Annotated in this window: 17 protein-coding genes; 10 read left to right on the top strand and 7 right to left on the bottom strand. The window is 57.6% G+C overall.

The features are described from left to right. The first annotated feature begins 1 nt into the window (after nt 1). From AB1A64_RS08095 to AB1A64_RS08085, 3 genes are read left to right on the top strand one after another with little or no spacing between them, the layout of a single operon-like run. Nucleotides 2-1,084, top strand: a complete 1,083-nt coding sequence (locus tag AB1A64_RS08095; RefSeq protein WP_366550939.1) for a hypothetical protein — start codon at nt 2-4, stop codon at nt 1,082-1,084. After that, nucleotides 1,081-3,144, top strand: a complete 2,064-nt coding sequence (locus tag AB1A64_RS08090; RefSeq protein WP_366550938.1) for a glycosyltransferase — start codon at nt 1,081-1,083, stop codon at nt 3,142-3,144. Before AB1A64_RS08095 ends, AB1A64_RS08090 begins: the two co-directional genes overlap by 4 nt. Nucleotides 3,145-3,200: 56 nt before the next feature. Continuing rightward, the gene (locus AB1A64_RS08085) at nt 3,201-3,617 is read left to right on the top strand and encodes a hypothetical protein (protein WP_366550937.1); all 417 of its coding nucleotides are present in this window, start codon (nt 3,201-3,203) and stop codon (nt 3,615-3,617) included. Between the two features lie 107 nt (nt 3,618-3,724). Here the strand turns inward: AB1A64_RS08085 and AB1A64_RS08080 are convergent, their stop codons facing one another. After that, on the bottom strand, nt 3,725-4,432 hold the full coding sequence (locus AB1A64_RS08080; RefSeq protein WP_366550936.1) for an SDR family oxidoreductase: 708 nt from the start codon (nt 4,430-4,432) through the stop codon (nt 3,725-3,727). Nucleotides 4,433-4,545: 113 nt separating this feature from the next. Between AB1A64_RS08080 and gcvA the strand changes: the two genes are divergently transcribed. Next, complete coding sequence (gene gcvA, locus AB1A64_RS08075; RefSeq protein WP_366550935.1) at nt 4,546-5,445, top strand: transcriptional regulator GcvA; 900 nt, start codon at nt 4,546-4,548, stop codon at nt 5,443-5,445. Nucleotides 5,446-5,551: 106 nt separating this feature from the next. Next, entirely contained in the window at nt 5,552-6,163 is a 612-nt protein-coding gene (locus AB1A64_RS08070; protein WP_366550934.1) for a YrbL family protein, read from the top strand. Nucleotide 6,164: 1 nt separating this feature from the next. Here the strand turns inward: AB1A64_RS08070 and AB1A64_RS08065 are convergent, their stop codons facing one another. Further along, the gene (locus tag AB1A64_RS08065) at nt 6,165-7,034 is read right to left on the bottom strand and encodes a LysR family transcriptional regulator (RefSeq protein WP_366550933.1); all 870 of its coding nucleotides are present in this window, start codon (nt 7,032-7,034) and stop codon (nt 6,165-6,167) included. Nucleotides 7,035-7,200: 166 nt separating this feature from the next. Between AB1A64_RS08065 and AB1A64_RS08060 the strand changes: the two genes are divergently transcribed. Together AB1A64_RS08060 and AB1A64_RS08055 are read left to right on the top strand one after the other, a co-directional pair. Beyond that, nucleotides 7,201-7,449 (top strand): hypothetical protein, encoded by a 249-nt coding sequence (locus AB1A64_RS08060; RefSeq protein ID WP_366550932.1) that lies wholly within the window; start codon nt 7,201-7,203, stop codon nt 7,447-7,449. A 44-nt stretch (nt 7,450-7,493) separates the two neighbouring features. Next, nucleotides 7,494-8,498: a GlxA family transcriptional regulator gene (locus AB1A64_RS08055; RefSeq protein ID WP_366550931.1), complete on the top strand. Its 1,005-nt coding sequence runs from the start codon at nt 7,494-7,496 to the stop codon at nt 8,496-8,498. An 8-nt stretch (nt 8,499-8,506) separates the two neighbouring features. Here AB1A64_RS08055 and AB1A64_RS08050 read toward each other — a convergent pair whose 3' ends face one another. From AB1A64_RS08050 to AB1A64_RS08030, 5 genes are all read right to left on the bottom strand, one after another. Beyond that, nucleotides 8,507-9,067, bottom strand: coding sequence for a sarcosine oxidase subunit gamma (locus AB1A64_RS08050; protein WP_366550930.1), 561 nt, complete (start codon nt 9,065-9,067; stop codon nt 8,507-8,509). Further along, a complete protein-coding gene (locus AB1A64_RS08045) occupies nt 9,060-12,005 on the bottom strand; it encodes a sarcosine oxidase subunit alpha family protein (protein WP_366550929.1) in 2,946 nt (981 codons plus the stop codon). The genes AB1A64_RS08050 and AB1A64_RS08045 overlap by 8 nt, the downstream gene beginning before the upstream one ends. Further along, nucleotides 12,002-12,289 carry a sarcosine oxidase subunit delta gene (locus tag AB1A64_RS08040; RefSeq protein WP_170393802.1) on the bottom strand — a complete coding sequence of 96 codons (288 nt, stop codon included), beginning with the start codon at nt 12,287-12,289 and terminating at the stop codon, nt 12,002-12,004. Before AB1A64_RS08040 ends, AB1A64_RS08045 begins: the two co-directional genes overlap by 4 nt. Before the next feature lie 12 nt (nt 12,290-12,301). Next, nucleotides 12,302-13,552 (bottom strand): sarcosine oxidase subunit beta family protein, encoded by a 1,251-nt coding sequence (locus tag AB1A64_RS08035; RefSeq protein ID WP_366550928.1) that lies wholly within the window; start codon nt 13,550-13,552, stop codon nt 12,302-12,304. Between the two features lie 84 nt (nt 13,553-13,636). Next, the gene (locus AB1A64_RS08030) at nt 13,637-14,494 is read right to left on the bottom strand and encodes a LysR family transcriptional regulator (protein ID WP_366550927.1); all 858 of its coding nucleotides are present in this window, start codon (nt 14,492-14,494) and stop codon (nt 13,637-13,639) included. Nucleotides 14,495-14,601: 107 nt separating this feature from the next. Here AB1A64_RS08030 and AB1A64_RS08025 point away from each other — a divergent pair, with 107 nt between their 5' ends. The 3 genes from AB1A64_RS08025 to AB1A64_RS08015 are packed head-to-tail and all read left to right on the top strand — an operon-like array spanning nt 14,602 to nt 16,857. Beyond that, nucleotides 14,602-15,201, top strand: coding sequence for an amino acid synthesis family protein (locus AB1A64_RS08025; protein ID WP_366550926.1), 600 nt, complete (start codon nt 14,602-14,604; stop codon nt 15,199-15,201). Further along, nucleotides 15,173-15,952, top strand: a complete 780-nt coding sequence (locus AB1A64_RS08020) for an alpha/beta hydrolase (RefSeq protein ID WP_366550925.1) — start codon at nt 15,173-15,175, stop codon at nt 15,950-15,952. The genes AB1A64_RS08025 and AB1A64_RS08020 overlap by 29 nt, the downstream gene beginning before the upstream one ends. After that, entirely contained in the window at nt 15,949-16,857 is a 909-nt protein-coding gene (locus tag AB1A64_RS08015) for a flavin reductase family protein (protein ID WP_366550924.1), read from the top strand. The genes AB1A64_RS08020 and AB1A64_RS08015 overlap by 4 nt, the downstream gene beginning before the upstream one ends. The last annotated feature ends 4 nt before the right edge of the window (nt 16,858-16,861 follow it).

Genomic DNA, 16,861 nt, shown 5'->3' with positions numbered 1-16,861 from the left:
TATGTCGGCGCTTGAGGCCATCAATAGCTCAGTGCGTCCAAAGATCGCCTACATCATTGAACCGCGGTTTTCCGGTGGAACGTCAGCGGCGGTTGCGGCCGAACTGCGGGTGGCTGTGGACTTTGGAACGCTAGAGGTGCATGCGATAACTTCGCGAACTTTTGGCGAAAATCAATTTGTTGCGCCGGCACTGCGGCAGGTGCTGGACGAATTGCACATTCCGTTGATTTGGGATGCACCGCGTATTAGTGCGGATTACGTGATCCTGCACAATCCATCGTTTCTAAAGTTCAACGAGGCACTGAACACCAAAATTTTTGCCCGTGATCTGATCGTGGTGACGCATGAAAATTTCTTGCGTCCGGGCGGCGAGGAAGGGTTCGACGTCTCCGGCTGCCTGAACCAGATTGAGGCGTCATCTTTTGTGCTAAGGCGAACCCTGGCACCGATTTCACCCCATAATCGCCAGACCGTGAACGATTGGTTGGCAAGCTCACGCTTGGCAAGGCAGTGGAGGGTTCGGGACACCGACTGGTTCAACATCTGCCATGCGGATATAAGTCCTCCGTGCGAAAAGCCACAGGACCGTCGGGGCAGGCATTCACGACCGGGGTTTGAAAAGTTTCCATCGCTTTCCGACCTCGACATGTGCTTTCCCGAGCATTCTCAAAGCAATGTCATTCTGGGTGCTGATGCGATGCTGAACGCAGGTGTTCTGCGGGCTCATTGGACCTTGCTGCCTTTTGACGCCATTAGTGTGGACGAGTTTTTTGGAATGATCGATTTCTACGTCTATTTTACAGCGTCGACCTGGCAAGAAAGCTTTGGTCGCGTCGTGACCGAAGCGTTGGCCGCTGGCAAAGTTGTTCTTACCAATCCGGAAACCGGCGCAAATTTCGGCGATGCTGTCCTTACGTGTCATCCGGGCGACGTGGACCGGATCATATCTGATCTCGTCGCTGACCCGCAGCGATATCAAGAACAGGTCTCACGGTCGCAAAAGGTGCTGGAGCGTTATTCGGCAGAAAGTTTCAAGGCAATGTTGTCCAATGTCCTGACCGCAGACAGCGGGGTTGTTAAATGATTTTTATCGAGGCCGGCACGCGCTCGCTGCGGACTTTTGATGCGCAATTGATCTTTGCCGATCAGCTGCACGCACGCGGTTTCAACGTGTGTATTGATGCCGAATACCTGCCGAAAGACGCGGGCCGTGGCCGGGTTTACGATGCTGCCAAGTTTCTGGTCGATCCGGACGAGCATGAGGTCGAAAGGGTATTTGTGCTTGGCGCCGAGGAGATTGATGATCTTCTTCTTGAGTCCTTGAGGCAAAGGCAACTGGCGGCGGATGTTCCAGTGGTTGCCACGGGCCGTTTCGAAACGCAGCAAAGTTATATCAGTGCAAAGGCGCGTCTGGCATATGCGCTTGGGCGTGAAGCCACTGTTCTGGACCTTACGGAATTCCAACCGCGCTCGATGCTACCTTCGGCGGCCTGTCCGTTGGTCGCCGACATTCGGCCAACGGCCCGTTCTGCGGTCGAAATGCCAAGTGTTGCCGTGGTCTTGGGGTCCATGGAACTGGACGCGCCTGAGACGCTCTCTTGCTTGTCCCGGATGAGCAATCGCAGTGACTATACTCTGCAACTTATCGTCAACGGGGCGCAGAACAAGGTGATCAATGAGTCGCCCTTCCACGATTTGCCTACTATTCTGTATACAGATCTTTCAGCCCGCATCCTGGCAAATACGACAGACGTCTTAGTGATGTTTGGTCATGGTGTCGCCGGGGTTCGCATGGCCGCGCTTGCAGTCGAATTGATCGCCACTGGTGGGGTCGCGATAGATTGCACGGATGATGAGGCCATTGTGTCCTCTGGCGCCCCGGCTTTGATCGGGCCCAAAACGCCGCTTGCGCTGGACGGGTACCTCACAGGGAAGATACTTGAAAACCTTGCCGGGGTTGCTGAACAGGCGACAAAATCCCAGTGGCTGCATTCGGTGGACATTTCCCGTTTGGAAAAGGCAGCAGACCTAATGCCCCGAAAGCGGGAACCTATTCGAACGGCACAGCGAACAGTGTTTTTTCCAACCAACGGGGTTGGATTGGGGCACGCTCAGCGATGCGCTATCATTGCCAAAGAATTGCCGGATGACGTGGCCCCGATTTTTGCGGCCTTTCCCAGCTGCGTTCCACTTGTGCTCCGCGAAGGCATGGACAGTATCCCTCTGGTTCAGCGGACTGAAGTATCAGCCAATTTTAACGGCAACGATATCCTGACTTACCGCCGACTTGGCGCAGCGCTACAGGAAAATGACAGGTTGGTGTTTGACGGCGGCTATGTCTTTGATTCCGTCTACCGAACGATCCTTGAGCGCAACTTGTCGGCGGTTTGGATACGGCGTGGGTTGTGGCCTGATGGACGGTCCAGGCCAAGAATGCTTCAGCGTGAGGCCGTATTCGACAAGGTCATAGTGCCATCCGAAGCCTTTGAAGAGCTAAACGACACCTACAGTTACGGCGATCACGTTCGCAATGTTGGCCCGATCTTTCGCCATGTGGTTCAGTCGGATGATGAACGCCAAGGACTTAGGCATCGGCTGGCTGAACGGTTTGGGCGTGACTTCGATCACCTGGTTGTCAGCATGTTAGGCGGCGGCGTGGCGTCGGACCGGTCAGCGCAACTTCAGGCAATTTCCGGGATGCTTGAGGACCGGTCAGACTGTTTGCATCTTGTCGTAACCTGGCCGGGCAGCAAGGTTCAGCCGGCCACCTTCGGTTGGTCAAATACTCACGTTGTTCAGACCTTTGAGGCCACAACCCTTTGCCTGGCCGCGGATTTGGTCATTTCGGCGGCGGGATACAATTCTGTTCTCGAGATCCTGTACAACAAAATTCCGGCAATCCTGATCCCCCAATCAGCACCGTATCTGGACAATCAGGAACGACGCGCTCAGGCGTTGGCTGACCGCGACCTGTGCGCGATCATCACCGAAAAAGAGTTCATGAAACTAGAGCGAACGGTTTCAGACTGCCTGGATCAAGGTGATCTGGAGGTCTATCGGACCGCGTTGAATAAAATTGAATTGCCAGAAGCGGGGGCGGCGAAAGCGGCCGAAATCATCGCAGAGGCCAAGTACAGAAAATGACAGATATTTCATGGTACGATATCCTGAGCAGAACGACGCCAAAACGGCCGGTTCAATTGGATGATCTGATCTCTGGCGATCAAGCACTCAAGCCGCACGGGAATGTTGTATTTCCTGAAATGGGCCTTATCCCTTCCGTTGCTCTGTGGGAACGGGATGAGGGTGGGCCAACGCATATCGGTGTTCGGATCGTGAGCCCCATGAAATCAGTATACAATGTAGCAAGATTTCTTGCCGCAGCCGCGTTGGAACGCGAGGTGTATCCGGTCATTCTAAGTCGTTTAGATTACAGCGGATTTGAGCAGTTCGGTTTCCGCGTTGAACGCGTGCCGGATGAACCGATTGCAGCGCGGGTTGCTGAAGAAGAGATCCGAAAATTCTGGAATCTGGCGATTATCATCGACGGGGACGATATTGGACTTTGGGCCGGTCAAAAGACCCAATCCCAGAGTGGCGCGGATAACAGCAAATGACCGTTTAACTATTGACCCCGTTGCCGGACGTCTGAGCGGGGCTAACATGCGATGTGCTCTGGTGGCCAGTTTGCGCAAAGTTGGCCCAAAGTCCCCCTTGGCCGGTATCAAACCGACCGTGTCAGGCCACCATCCACGCGGATGTTCTGGCCGGTGATATACGCCCCGCCGTCCGAGGCCAGAAAAGCTACGGTTGCTGCGATTTCGTCATAGGCCTTGCCATATCGTTCCATCGGGATGCGGGCCTTCCAGTCCGGATTTTCCGGCAGGCTGTCGATGAAGCCCGGCAGCACGTTGTTCATGCGCACATTATCAGCCGCATGTTTGTCCGCGAACAATTTGGTGTAGGCTGCCAGACCTGCCCGCATCACACCAGAGGTTGGAAACACCGGATCGGGTTCGAACGCCGCGAAGGTCGAGATGTTGATGATTGCTCCGAACTTTTGGCCGATCATGATCGGGGCGATGATCCGCGTGGCCCTTACCGCGTTGAGGAAGTAGACCTCCAGCCCTTCGTGCCAGTCGTCATCACTGATCTCGAGGACCGGGGCGCGGGGGCCGTGACCAGCCGAATTCACCAACACATCCACGCGACCCCAGCGGTCCATGGCCATGTCCACCAACCTTTGCATGTCCGCGCTGGACCTGTTGGTGCCGGTCAAGCCGATGCCACCCAATTCGGTCGCCAAGGCTTCGCCTTTACCCGATGAAGACAGGATGGCGACGTTGAACCCATCTGCTGCCAAACGACGGGCGCTTTCCGCGCCCATGCCGCTGCCGCCGCCCACGATGATTGCGACTTTGTTGTCCGTCATGTTGCACCTCTTTGCGTTTACTTAAGGTGCAAGATGGCGTCAACGGTGGCGTTTGACCAATCAGTAATTCTGCCTTAACCTTGTAGAAATTCTATCATGTTGACTCCCTAACCATGCGTAATTTACCCCCCTTGAACGCATTGAAGGCGTTTGAAGCATCCGGGCGCCATCTGAATTTCAGCCGGGCCGCTGATGAGTTGGGTGTCACGCAAGGCGCTGTGGCCCAACAGGTACGGTCGCTTGAAGAAATATTGCAAATCAAACTGTTCCATAGGCAGGCCCGAGGACTGTCCCTGACTGATGAGGGGCGAGCCTACCTTGCACCGCTCCGTCGCGCTTTTGACTTGATGGCCGAGGCGACGGCAAACCTGTCACCGCAAGACGTTGTTGCCACGATCAGTTCAACCCCTTCTTTTGCTACACGGTGGCTGGTGCCGAGATTGGGCTTTTTCGCGAAGGACCATCCCGATATCCGGCTACGTCTGGATGCGTCGAACACATTGGCGAATTTCCAGACGGACGGGGTCGATATCGCGATCCGGCAGGGTAAGCCACCGTTTGGTCCGGGATTGGTCTCGGTGCCTTTGTTTTCTGCCGAATTGATCGCTGTCTGCCATCCTGATCTGGCGTCAGGGCGCAACCCAATTCAGTCGCCTGCAGACCTGATCAACCATGTTCTGCTCGAAGACACCCATGGTCAATGGCCCCTGTTTCTGGAGGCCGCTTTGGGAGAAGTGCCTGTATCCGGGCTAAAAACCATGGCGTTCAGCCAGACCTCACTGGCCATCGATGCAGCAATCGCCGGGCAGGGCGTTGCGCTGGCCAACCGGGAATTTGTCGCCGGGGATATTGAGGCCGGGCGTTTGTGCCAACCCGTTTCTTTTACGACCCCGGTGCAGGAGGGGTACCACGTCGTCACCCCCCGCACGCCCAGACAGGCAAAAGTCGCTGAGGCGGTTCAGAACTGGTTGATCAAACAGGCCCAGGAAGCGTCATCAGCTGGTACAGGTTGAAACAAAGGTGAATTGTCACGGAAATAAGAACGCCCTATGAAGGGCACTGATTTCAGCACTAAGTGCCCCTGCGGCGCACGTTTCTCATGATTGGGACCTGACAGACATGATTGACCTAAGCGGCCAAACTCCGCTGCGCGAAAGCCGCAACTACAAGATTTTCCAACACCCGGAAATTGAAGGCGCGTTGTTGAAAGTTCGGGTGGATGAACCTGTTCGTCATCATACGATTCCGCGGTATGCGGCCTGGCGCTATGGCAATCTGCGGCAATGGAATCGAGAAGCGAACGAATATCTGGCCGCGTTGAACCGCGGTTGCCCGGAAATCGAGCGCCTCGCACGGTTCATGGGGTATGCGCCGACATCGCAAGGCCCGGCTTTGGTTGTGGAAAAACTGACCGGTTCAGGTGGTGGGCTGGCGCCGACCCTGCAATCCGAAAAGCGCGCGGTTGCGTCGGACAGGGAGGCGCGCCAACGACTACATGATGAGTTCATGGAGTTGATGGATGACCTCAAAAAAGGGCAGATCATTGTCGGTGATATGGGGTTTGAAAACATCGTTCGCGCGCAAGAACGGGGCGGAAAGCTGGTAGTGATTGACGGGCTAGGTGAACGGGTGATGTTCCCGCTTGTTTTGTTCAGCAAGTTGGCGTTTCACAAGTCGATCGAACGCCGCCGGGAACGTATGTCCAAAGCGTTCAATCTCGGGGCGAGTTAACTTAGCCTGCGCCGGTCGCAGGCATCGTGGTCTCAACCTCTTTGCGGATTTCCTGAATGAGAGCTATTGCAGCCGGGTTTCGGCGCTTTAGATGCGTGCGCGCGACAAAGGCGATACGGGGCGGGACTGGGAAAAGCTTGTCGATGATTTCCATGTCCGAAGTGATGTGCATTCCGTTCAACAATGCGACACCCAAACCCGACCGCACCGCCGATTGGATGCCCGCCGCACTCGGGCACTCTAGAACATTGTCGAATTGGTGCAGCTTTTGTCCCATGCCCCATTGTTTATAAAAACACTGGCTATCGAAGGATAGAAAAGGCACAGGCGAGGATAAATCCAGGTGAAATTCCGGCGCTTTGACCCAGTGCAGTGTGTCTTCAAACAGGATTAAATCATCAGGCAGGATGTCCTGATGAAAGATCTGCATGACCGCCACATCCAGTTCTCCGGCCTTCAACCAGGTCTGTACGTTTAGGCTTTGGCTGGTGCGGGTGCGGACACGAATGTCAGGGTATAATCGCGTGAAGCGACCTATTATTCGGGCGATATCGCTTGTGGCGGTGTCCTCGGTCATGCCCAGGCGGATGGTTCCGGTCAGGGGTTTCTTGCCCAAAGATGACAACGCTTCGTCATGCAAATCAGTGATCCGGCGGGCATAGTCGCACAGCCGTTGGCCGGCCTCGGTAAACAAGGGGCCACCGGCGCGGCGGGCCAGTAATCTACAATCCAACGCATGTTCCAGCCGACGAATTTTGTGGCTGACCGCAGATTGAGACAGCGCCAGATGTTCCGCCGCGCGGGTCACGCCACCATGTGCCGCAATGGCCAGCAAGGCGCGCAGGGCGTCAATTTCCAGACGTTCGTTCATGTACGGCCATATGACAAAATAAGATCACAGAATGACAATCATTCATTTGAGTCACATGATAACCTTGGTCTAGTCACAGGAAAAGACAAAACATCAAAGGCCGAACATGACATTTTTTATCACTGTGCCCGCTCAGACAGACCGCATGATAGGACAGAGGTGAAGCATGGAAAAACTCGAAACCTCGCGCCGTGGTCTAACTACGGTGTTTGAAATCACCGGGTCCGTGTTGGCGATGGCCTATGCCTTGCTGATCGCCTCGAATATCGGGGCGGAGCTGTTGGGTTTTACGCTTCTGCTATTGTCGTCGGGTCTGTTCGCAGCCTGGGCTGTGATCGACCGTCGCTGGACATTTCTGTTGCTACAGGGGTTTTACGCAACATCAGCCGTCATTGGGTTGATCCGCTGGGCTTGAAACTTCGCTTAGAGCAGCGGCGGATTTCCTGCTAGGACAGGTCCATGCGGACTGAAAACAGAATCGAGATCGGCTTTTTGCTGTTTGACGGCTTTCCCATGGCTTGCCTGACCTCGGTGATCGAGCCATTGCGGGCGGCCAATGAAATCGCGGGACAAGAAGCGTTCCTCTGGTCGCTGATTTCCGAGAATGGTCAAAAAGTCCAATCCAGCGCAGGTGTCGGGTTCGAAGCCGAACGATCGCTGGCGACCTGCAAGGATGTTGACATCATTTTCCTTCTCAGCAGCCCGACATCGGTCTTTAACAACCCGAGTTTTGGCAACGGGGCTCTGCGCAGTCTTGGCCGCCACGGGACGGTTCTGGGCGGGATCAGCGCGGGTGTTTTTCCGCTGGTCCGGTCAGGTGTCATGCAGGGTCATCCGGTGTCAGTGCATTGGTGTTATGAGGCCGCGTTCGAAGCAGAATTCCCCGAAATGGATGCCCGTAGTGAAGTGATCGTCAGAGATGCCAGTCGTACAACCGTCTCGGGCGCGGCGGCGGGGTTTGATTTGGCTTTGCATCTTATTCAGGACAGGTTGGGCGGGGACGTCGCGCATGAGGTTGCCTGTTGGTTCCAGCACCCGATGATGCGCGGCGCCAGTGTGCAACAGCAGGTACCCAGCGCCACTGCGCCCGACACGGGTGACAACCTGCCGCCTTTGGTATCCCGTAGCGTCGCGTTGTTTGCAGCGCATATGAGTGAGCCGATTTCTGTGGCAGAGGTGGCGCAGCAGATGGGGGTGACGCCCCGCCAGATCGAACGGGCTTTCAAACAGGCGACCAGCCAAAGCCCCAGCCACTATTACCGTGCAATGCGCATGAAGGCCGCGAGGCAAATGGTGGTTTATACCAAGGACCCGATACCCCAGATTGCCTCAGCCGTCGGGTACGGTTCGGTCGCTCCTCTGGTGACGCATTATCGGGCGGCCTTCGGACTAAGCCCCAGCGAAGATCGGCGCAGAATCAACCGTTTTCGCGTCGAAGATAACGCGCCGCTCCCGTCGGTCTGACTGATGGATCAAAGCGCCGAGCGCATCGCTGTGACAATTGCATGATGCAACGAACCAGCCGAGGATCGCGGACCGTAGACACTAAAGCTCTCGGGTGTTCGGCACAGAACAAAACAACCGATATGATGGATCGAACAGCGCGCGGCGCTGCCTGGGTCAAGCTTGCGCAGATCAAGCTGACACAGCAGTTCCAGAACTGCCGCGATAGCATCTCCGTTCAGGTCGAACCGCGTCCAGCCGTCCGTTTGCTCGGTGACCGAGGCGGCATCTCCCATGGCGGTTTTGACCTGTTCTGCAAGCGCTTCGTAGGTGTCAAAGGGGGCCTCAATCATCCATTGATCGGGGCCGGCCCAGAACGCGCTGATCGTTGTACCCGCCCAGCGACCAATATCGGGGGTGGGGGCATCGATCAACTTAGCCAGAGAAGTGGCGGTATTGTCTTCCTGCCCCATCCGGGCCGCGACCGAAGCCAGCGCAACACCGGGCACTTCGGTACATGTGACATCTCCGACGGTGTCCACGTGTGGGTCAGTCCCGCCCAGGGCGGTTATCGCAACAAGATCATGCACGCAGACGCTCTCCTTCAGGGTCGACGAAATGGGCCGAGACAAGTTCCACCTCGATGGTCAGGTCAGTCAGGGGTGAGACCAGACGCATTTTCTCGCCCAGTCGCTCGGCCCCGTTTTTCACAAGACCCAGACCGATATTGCTGTTGAGGATCGGCGAGTAGACAGCCGAGGTCACATACCCTTGATCATGCGCCGCATCGACCGGGCCTTCGCTGTTCATTAGATGTCCGCCTGCTGTGACCTTATCTTCGGGTTGCAGAGGTTTGATCCCGACGAGCCGCAGAACATCCGGTTCGACCAGAGCCTCGCGTTCGGACAGGACCGAGCCGATGCTGTCTTTCTTCTTCGACACCATTTTACCCAAGCCAAGGTTCAATGCTGTTGTGGTGCCGTTCAGTTCACTTCCGGCAGCATGGCCCTTTTCAACCCGCATCACGCCCAGCGCTTCGGTGCCATAGGGTGTGACGTCAAATTCCTCACCCTCGGCCATCAGCCGCCGCATCAGCGCGTCGCCATAACGTGAGGGCACCGCGATTTCATAGGCCAGCTCGCCCGAGAACGAGATCCGGAACAGCCGCGCCCGTAGCCCACCGCAGACGGTGACGTTGCCGCATGCCATGAACGGGAAGGCGTCGTTCGAAAGATCAAACTCAAGGTCCACGATCTTTTGCAGCAGTTTGCGCGAATTGGGTCCGGCCACTGCGTATTGTGCCCAGGCTTCGGTGGTAGAAATCAGTTGCACATCCATGTCCGGATACAGGCACTGGCGCGCAAATTCCATGTGGCGATAGACACTTACAGCGTTCGCCGTGGTTGTTGTGACGACGAAGTGATCTTCGGCCATCCGCGCGGCGGTGCCGTCATCCATGACCATCCCGTCTTCGCGCAGCATCAGGCCGTACCGGGTTTTTCCCACCGCCAGCTTGGCAAAACCGTTGGCGTAGATGCGGTTCAGAAATTCGGCCGCATCGGTCCCCTGAACGTCGATCTTGCCCAGCGTCGTACAATCGCACACCCCGACTGAGGCGCGGGTTTGGCGCACCTCACGGTCCACCGATTGCCGCCAATGGGTTTCACCGGGCAGGGGGAACCACTGCGCGCGCAGCCAGTTGCCAACCTCGACAAACACCGCGCCGCGTTCCTTGGCCCAATAGTGCGAGGGCGTCAGGCGGGTCGGGTGGAATTCCCGCCCCTTCATCCGGCCCGCAAAGGTGCCAATCGGCACGGGCGTATAGGGCGGGCGGAAGATGGTGGTTCCAACCTCGGGGATCGATTTGCCAGCCACCTCGGCCATGATCGCAAGCCCAGTGATATTCGAGGTCTTGCCCTGATCCGTCGCCATGCCCAGTGTTGTATAGCGTTTCAGATGCTCGACCGAGCGGAACCCTTCCTGATAGCTGAGCTTGACGTCCTTGACTGTCACGTCGTTCTGCTGATCCACCCAGGCGCGCTTGCATCCTTGAACGTACCAGAATGGCGTTTGCGAGACCGGAGCATCCTCAGCTTCGGGCAAGTCGGGCAGGGGACCTGTCAGTTCCAGCGCGTTGGCCGCGCCTTCCGCACCGGATTGCAGGGCGCCATGTGTCGACATCACCCCGTTTGCAGCACCAGCAACCGACAGGCCGACGGGCAGGTTTTCTCCAGGCACAAAGGCAGCCAGAGCGTCGTTCCAGACCGGGCGTCCGCGTTGGTGACATGTCATATGCACGTTCGGGTTCCAGCCGCCGGACACGCCCAGCGCCCCGCTTTCCAGAGTACGGGTTGAGCCGTCAGGCAAGGCGATCTCGACAAAGGTCAGGCCGTGGCGTCCTTTAGTGTCAATGACTTGCGCGCCTTTCAGAACCTCATAATCATAGCAGGTAGGTGCGTCCTCGCGCACATCCACGACGGCAGTGATTGTGACGCCTTTGGCGTGCAGATCGGCCGCGGTGCGATGACCATCGTCATTGTTGGTAAAGATCGCCACGCGTTGCGATGCCGTGGCCGCGAACCGGTTGGTATAGGTTCGCAAGGCGCTGGCCATCATGATGCCGGGTCGGTCGTTGTTTTCGAACGCGATGGGGCGTTCTGTGGCCCCGGCGCAAAGCAGCGCTTTCTGCGTGTAGATGCGCCACAGGATCTGTCGGGGTTTGCCTGCGGGCAGGGTGGCCAGGTGATCTCCGGTCCGTTCCACTGCGCCATAGACGCCATGGTCAAACGCGCCGATGACTGTGGTGCGCGGCATAAGCCTGACGTTGGGCAAAGACGATAGCTCTGCAACCGCTTGAGCCGCCCAGTCTGGGGCCTTGTGGTCACCCAGCGTATAGCTCTCGCTGTTTAGACGTCCGCCTAGGGTGAAATCCTCATCCGCCAGAATAACGTTTGCCCCGGCACGTCCTGCGGTCAGCGCTGCCATCAAACCAGCAGGACCGGCACCGATGATCAGCAGATCGCAGTGACGGAACCCCTTATCATACTCGTCCGGGTCGGCCTCCATCGACAGAGACCCCAGACCGGCGGCGCGGCGGATCATCGGCTCGTAAAGCTTTTCCCAGAACGCCGCGGGCCACATGAAAGTCTTGTAGTAAAACCCCGCTGACAGGAAGTTCGAAAACATATCGTTCACGGCCAGCGCATCGAACTTCAAGCTGGGCCAGCGGTTCTGCGACTTTGCCTCAAGCCCATCGAAAATCTCAATCGTTGTAGCGCGGGTGTTGGGTTCCTTGCGGGCGCCGGTGCGCAGCTCGACCATGCCGTTGGGTTCTTCGGACCCGGCGGTCAGCAACCCGCGCGGGCGGTGGTACTTGAACGAGCGCCCGATCAGCCGCACGTCGTTGGCCAGCAGGGCCGAGGCCAGAGTATCGCCGGGATGTGCGGTAAAGCTGCGCCCGTCGAACTTGAAGGACAAAGAGGTGTTGCGGTCGATCTGGCCGCCATTCAGCCGGTTTGTCTGCGTCATTTGGATCGCCCCCGTGCGCGGGCCACGTCGCGGGCCAGTTCCACCTTTGAAATCTCATGCGTCAGCGTGTTGCGTGTGACGACCAGCCAGGATCGGTCTCCGGCCTCATGATACCAAAGCTCCTGGTGCTCACCGGCTGGGTTGTCACGAACATAACCATATTCATAGAACGCCTCAGCTGCGTTCTCAGACTGCCAATCAGGACGATCGATCAGCGAGGCATCGCCCAGATAAGTGAATTCCGAGGCATCGCGCGGGCCCAAAAGGGGATGGTTGATAATCATTGAACGGTCCCCTCAGTGCAGGTTGGGCTGGTTGCCCACCCCTTTTTCGTCGATCATCCGGCCGGTCCGAAACCGGTCGAGACGATAGGCGGTTGCGACCGGGTGCGGCTCGTTCTTCGCCAACAGATGCGCAAAGCAATGGCCCGAAGCCGGAGTCGCCTTAAACCCGCCGTAACACCAACCGCCGTTAAAATAGAGCCCCTCAACCGGCGTGCGGTCGATGATGGGCGAGCCGTCCATCGACATATCCATGACACCGCCCCACATCCGCAACAGACGGGCCCGGCCGATCATGGGCATCAGGGCGACCCCGCCTTCGCAAACATCCTCGACCACCGGCAGGTTGCCGCGTTGGGCGTAGGTGTTATAGCCGTCGATATCGCCGCCAAAGACAAGGCCGCCCTTGTCGGATTGGCTGACATAGAAATGCCCCGCGCCAAAGGTGATAACGCTGGGCAGTACCGGTTTCAGACCCTCAGATACAAAGGCCTGCAACACGTGGCTTTCGATGGGCAGCCGCATCCCTGCCATTCCCATCACGCGCCCGGAGCTGCCCGCAACCGCACACCCCACTTTGTTTGCGCCGATGAAGCCTTTGGTGGTTTCTACGCCCAGGCATTTGCCATTCTCGATCCGCAGGCCCGTGACCTCGCAATTCTGGATGATGTCGACGCCGTGCAAATCAGCCGACCGCGCAAACCCCCAAGCCACCGCGTCATGACGAGCAGTACCCGCGCGGCGCTGAACCAAGCCGCCTTTGATCGGAAAGCGTGCGTCGTCGAAATTCAGATAGGGATGTTCCTTGCGCACCTGTTCGGCATCCAGCAACTCGGCATCCGCGCCATTCAGGATCATCGCGTTGCCGCGCCTTGTATAGGCGTCGCGCTGGCCGTCCGTGTGGAACAGATTGATGATCCCGCGCTGGCTCATCATGGCGTTGTAGTTCAGGTCCTGCTCAAGCCCTTCCCACAGCTTCATCGAGAACTCGTAGAACGGCTCATTCCCGTCCAGCATATAGTTCGATCGGACAATCGTCGTGTTCCGCCCCACATTGCCACCGCCGATCCAACCCTTTTCGACAACGGCCACGTTGCGCTGACCATAGACCTTGGACAGGTAGTGCGCCGTCGCCAGCCCATGACCACCGCCACCAATGACGATGATATCGTAATGCGCCTTGGGTTCGGGCTCGTGCCAGACCGGTTTCCACCCTTTGTGGCCGGTGAGCGCCTCTTTGATGACTCGGAAGCCTGAATATCGCATGAATCGGACCTTTTTTGCCAGAATTCACTAAAATGCGGCTTGTGAATATCCTCAGATGCGACATCGACTTGTCTGAATCAGACGTTAAATGCGACTTACCTCGGGCAGGATGCCGGAAAACCATTCTACAAATGCGTCCACCTCGGGCGAGCGGCGTTGGACCGCTAGAAAATACCCTTCGGTTGCCGGGGCCCAGGCTTCGGTGGCACGTATGACCTGACTGGTGCGCAATGCGTGTTCCGCGACCAGAGCGTTGACCAGAGCCACCCCGTTTCCGGTTGTGGCGAGTTGCAGGGCAAGGCCGTAAGAATCCACATAGAAAGTGGGCGTTGGGATCGAGTGTCCAGTGGCCTCGGACCAAGAGGTCCAATTGCCGGATGTGCCGACCGCCTCGATCAACGGCAGGTCCGACAGGTCACCGTTCAACCGGGGTGATTTCACCGCGATCAGATCATTGGGCAACAGTTCGGTTGCGTCCCGACCCACCTGTTTCGCAGACCCGAACCGAATTTCGATATCCGCGCGAGAGGCCGAGTATTCATCCGGCCAGATCGTGCTGACAAAGCGCACGGATGTGTCCGGGTTTCGCGACCGGAATTGCGGCAACGCGGGGGATATCACCCATTCCAGCACGCTGACCGACGCCGCAACAGTCAGGTGACGCGCGCGTTCATCGGCCAGATACGGTGACGCGGCCGAGTGCAGCATCTCCAACGCGGCCTCGACCTGTGGCAGCAGCTTGCGGCCCTCGTCGGTCAGTGACAAGCCACGCGCGTGGCGGTGAAACAGCACCACACCCAACCGCGTTTCCAGCGATCTGATCTGTTGGCTGACAGCGGATTGCGTCAGGCCGATCTCGTCAGCGGCTGCGGTGGAACTTAGCCGTCGGGCGGCCGCTTCAAACGATCTGAACCACGTGAGCGGGGGTAGGGTTTTGGACATTTGTAACCTACATATTAGAGTCACTAATACCTAAGACCAAAGTTCTTTCGTTTGTCAAAGCAGCCCTTCGCCAGTGATATTTTGCCAACCAATCACAGGGGGCGTTTGTGCAGCCAAATATTCGAAAAATCGTGACCTACGACGAAGAGGTTCTGGTGGAAGGTTTTCGCAAGGCAGATTGCCCATGGCGGATGTTCGCGGTTGCGGCCGTGGTCACCAACCCATGGGCCGGGCGTTATGTTGAAGATCTGAGGCCTGAGATTCTCAGCTTTGCCCCTGTTCTAGGTGAGGAACTGACCGGACGAATGATTGCGCTGGCTGGCAGCGGTGATGCAATCGAAGCCTATGGCAAGGCTGCTGTGGTAGGGCTGGATGGAGAGGTCGAGCATGCCTCGGGCCTGATCCACACGCTGCATTTCGGTAATCATTTCCGGCAGGCCGTTGGGGCGAAATCCTACCTGTCCTTCACCAATACCCGAGGGGCAGCCAATGCACCGATCATGGTGCCACTGATGGACAAGAACGACGCCGGTCGCCGGTCACATTACCTGACGTTGCAATTCGCCATTCCCGACGCTCCGCGCGCTGATGAGGTTGTGATTGTGCTGGGCGGCGCGACGACGGGGCGTCCGCACCACCGGATTGGTGACCGTTATCAGGACTTGAAGGATTTGGGTAATGACGTGGACAACCCGGCCTCGGTCTAAGTTCGGCGATCTGGCCGCGATTGACGTGGGCGAGGGGCCTCTGGTCGTGCTGTTGCACGGTGTCGGTCTGCGGGCCGAAGCGTGGGGCGGGCAGATCGAGCCTTTGGTTTCTGCTGGGTATCGGGTTGTTTGCCCGGACATGCTGGGTCACGGGGAATCGGCATTTGCCGCGCCAAGTGGACTGAATAGTTACGCCGCGCCGATTGCCGCGTTGTTGAACGAGCCTGCGGTGCTGATCGGGCATTCGATGGGCGCGCTGATTGCGACGCATACAGCGGCCTCGGGCAATCGAAATGTCAAGGGGGTTGCGGCCCTAAACGCCATTTTCAAGCGGTCAGACGCGGCCCAACAATCGGTCCTGTCGCGGGCTCGTGCTCTGGATGCGCAGCGGTTGAATGACGCCTCGGTCACTCTTCACCGGTGGTTTGCAGAGGATACGTCAGCGGAACGCGACGCCTGCGCGCAATGGCTCCAAGAGGTCGATCCACGCGCCTATAAAGCGGCCTATTCGGTCTTTGCCGAAAGCGACGGTCCGACCGAGGAGCAACTGGCTGAGATCACATGTTCAGCTTTGTTTGTAACCGGCGCGGATGAACCGAACTCGACCCCCAATATGTCGCGCCAGATGGCCAGCCTTGCACCAAAGGGGCGTGCAGAGATCATCCCTGATGCGGCTCATATGATGCCGATGACCCATGCGGCAGAGGTCAACGCCGTCCTGTTGCCCTTCGTTCAGGAGTGCCTGACATGACAACACTAGACCCACGCGCCCTGCGCAATGCCTTTGGCAGCTTCATGACCGGCGTGACAGTAGTGACCACCCGCGATGCGACGGGCGCACCAGTTGGCTTCACGGCCAACTCGTTTACTTCGGTTTCTCTGGACCCACCGCTGTTGCTGGTGTGCCCAGGTAAGTTCCTGTCCAGCTATGAGGTGTTCACCGAATGCGGTCATTTCGCCGTCAACATCCTGGCAGAGGGCCAGCAAGAAGTTTCGAACACTTTTGCAGGGTACAAGGGCGACCGGTTCGCGAAAGTTCCACATCAAAATGGCGCGCATGACTTGCCGCTGGTTGACGGAGCGGTGGCGCAATTCTGTTGCGAAACCCATCAGGCCATTCCAGCAGGCGATCATACCATTCTGATGGGCCGTGTGCTTGAATTCTCGCACGTTGCGGGCGACGGATTGGGCTATGTGGGCGGGTCGTATTTCAGCTTGGGTCTTGAAGCCGAAATGGACGCCAAAGTCCCAACGGTTTGCGGTGCGATTATCACAGCTGGCGACCAAGTGCTTCTGGAACCCCATGGCGCTGCGTTTCGACCGGTTCAGGTCTCGGGCGCTGAGACTGGTGGTCAACGGAACAGGCTAGAGCAGGGGTTGTCGGAACGCGGTATCCATGCGCGGATCGAACAGGTCTATTCGTCGTTCAATGACACCGAGACCAAGCTGCAATATACGTTTTTCCTGGCGTCAGCAGATCAGGCTCTTGCATCCGCAAATACTCAATGGGTTCCGGTCGCGGACCTGCCCAATCTGACATATGCCACTCAGGGCATTCACCACATGATGACCCGCTTTGCGAGCGAGGCTCAGACCGGGGATTTCGCCCTGTATCTGGGCGACGCCGAGCGCGGCGACATTCATAGTTTTCGCTAAAGGA

Origin of the sequence: Ruegeria sp. ANG10 (assembly GCF_040705255.1) — a bacterium.
In the GTDB taxonomy this organism is placed as follows: Bacteria; Pseudomonadota; Alphaproteobacteria; order Rhodobacterales; family Rhodobacteraceae; genus Ruegeria.
The sequence above is the reverse complement of the archived record's forward strand: the minus strand, read 5'-3'. Positions and strand labels throughout refer to the sequence as shown.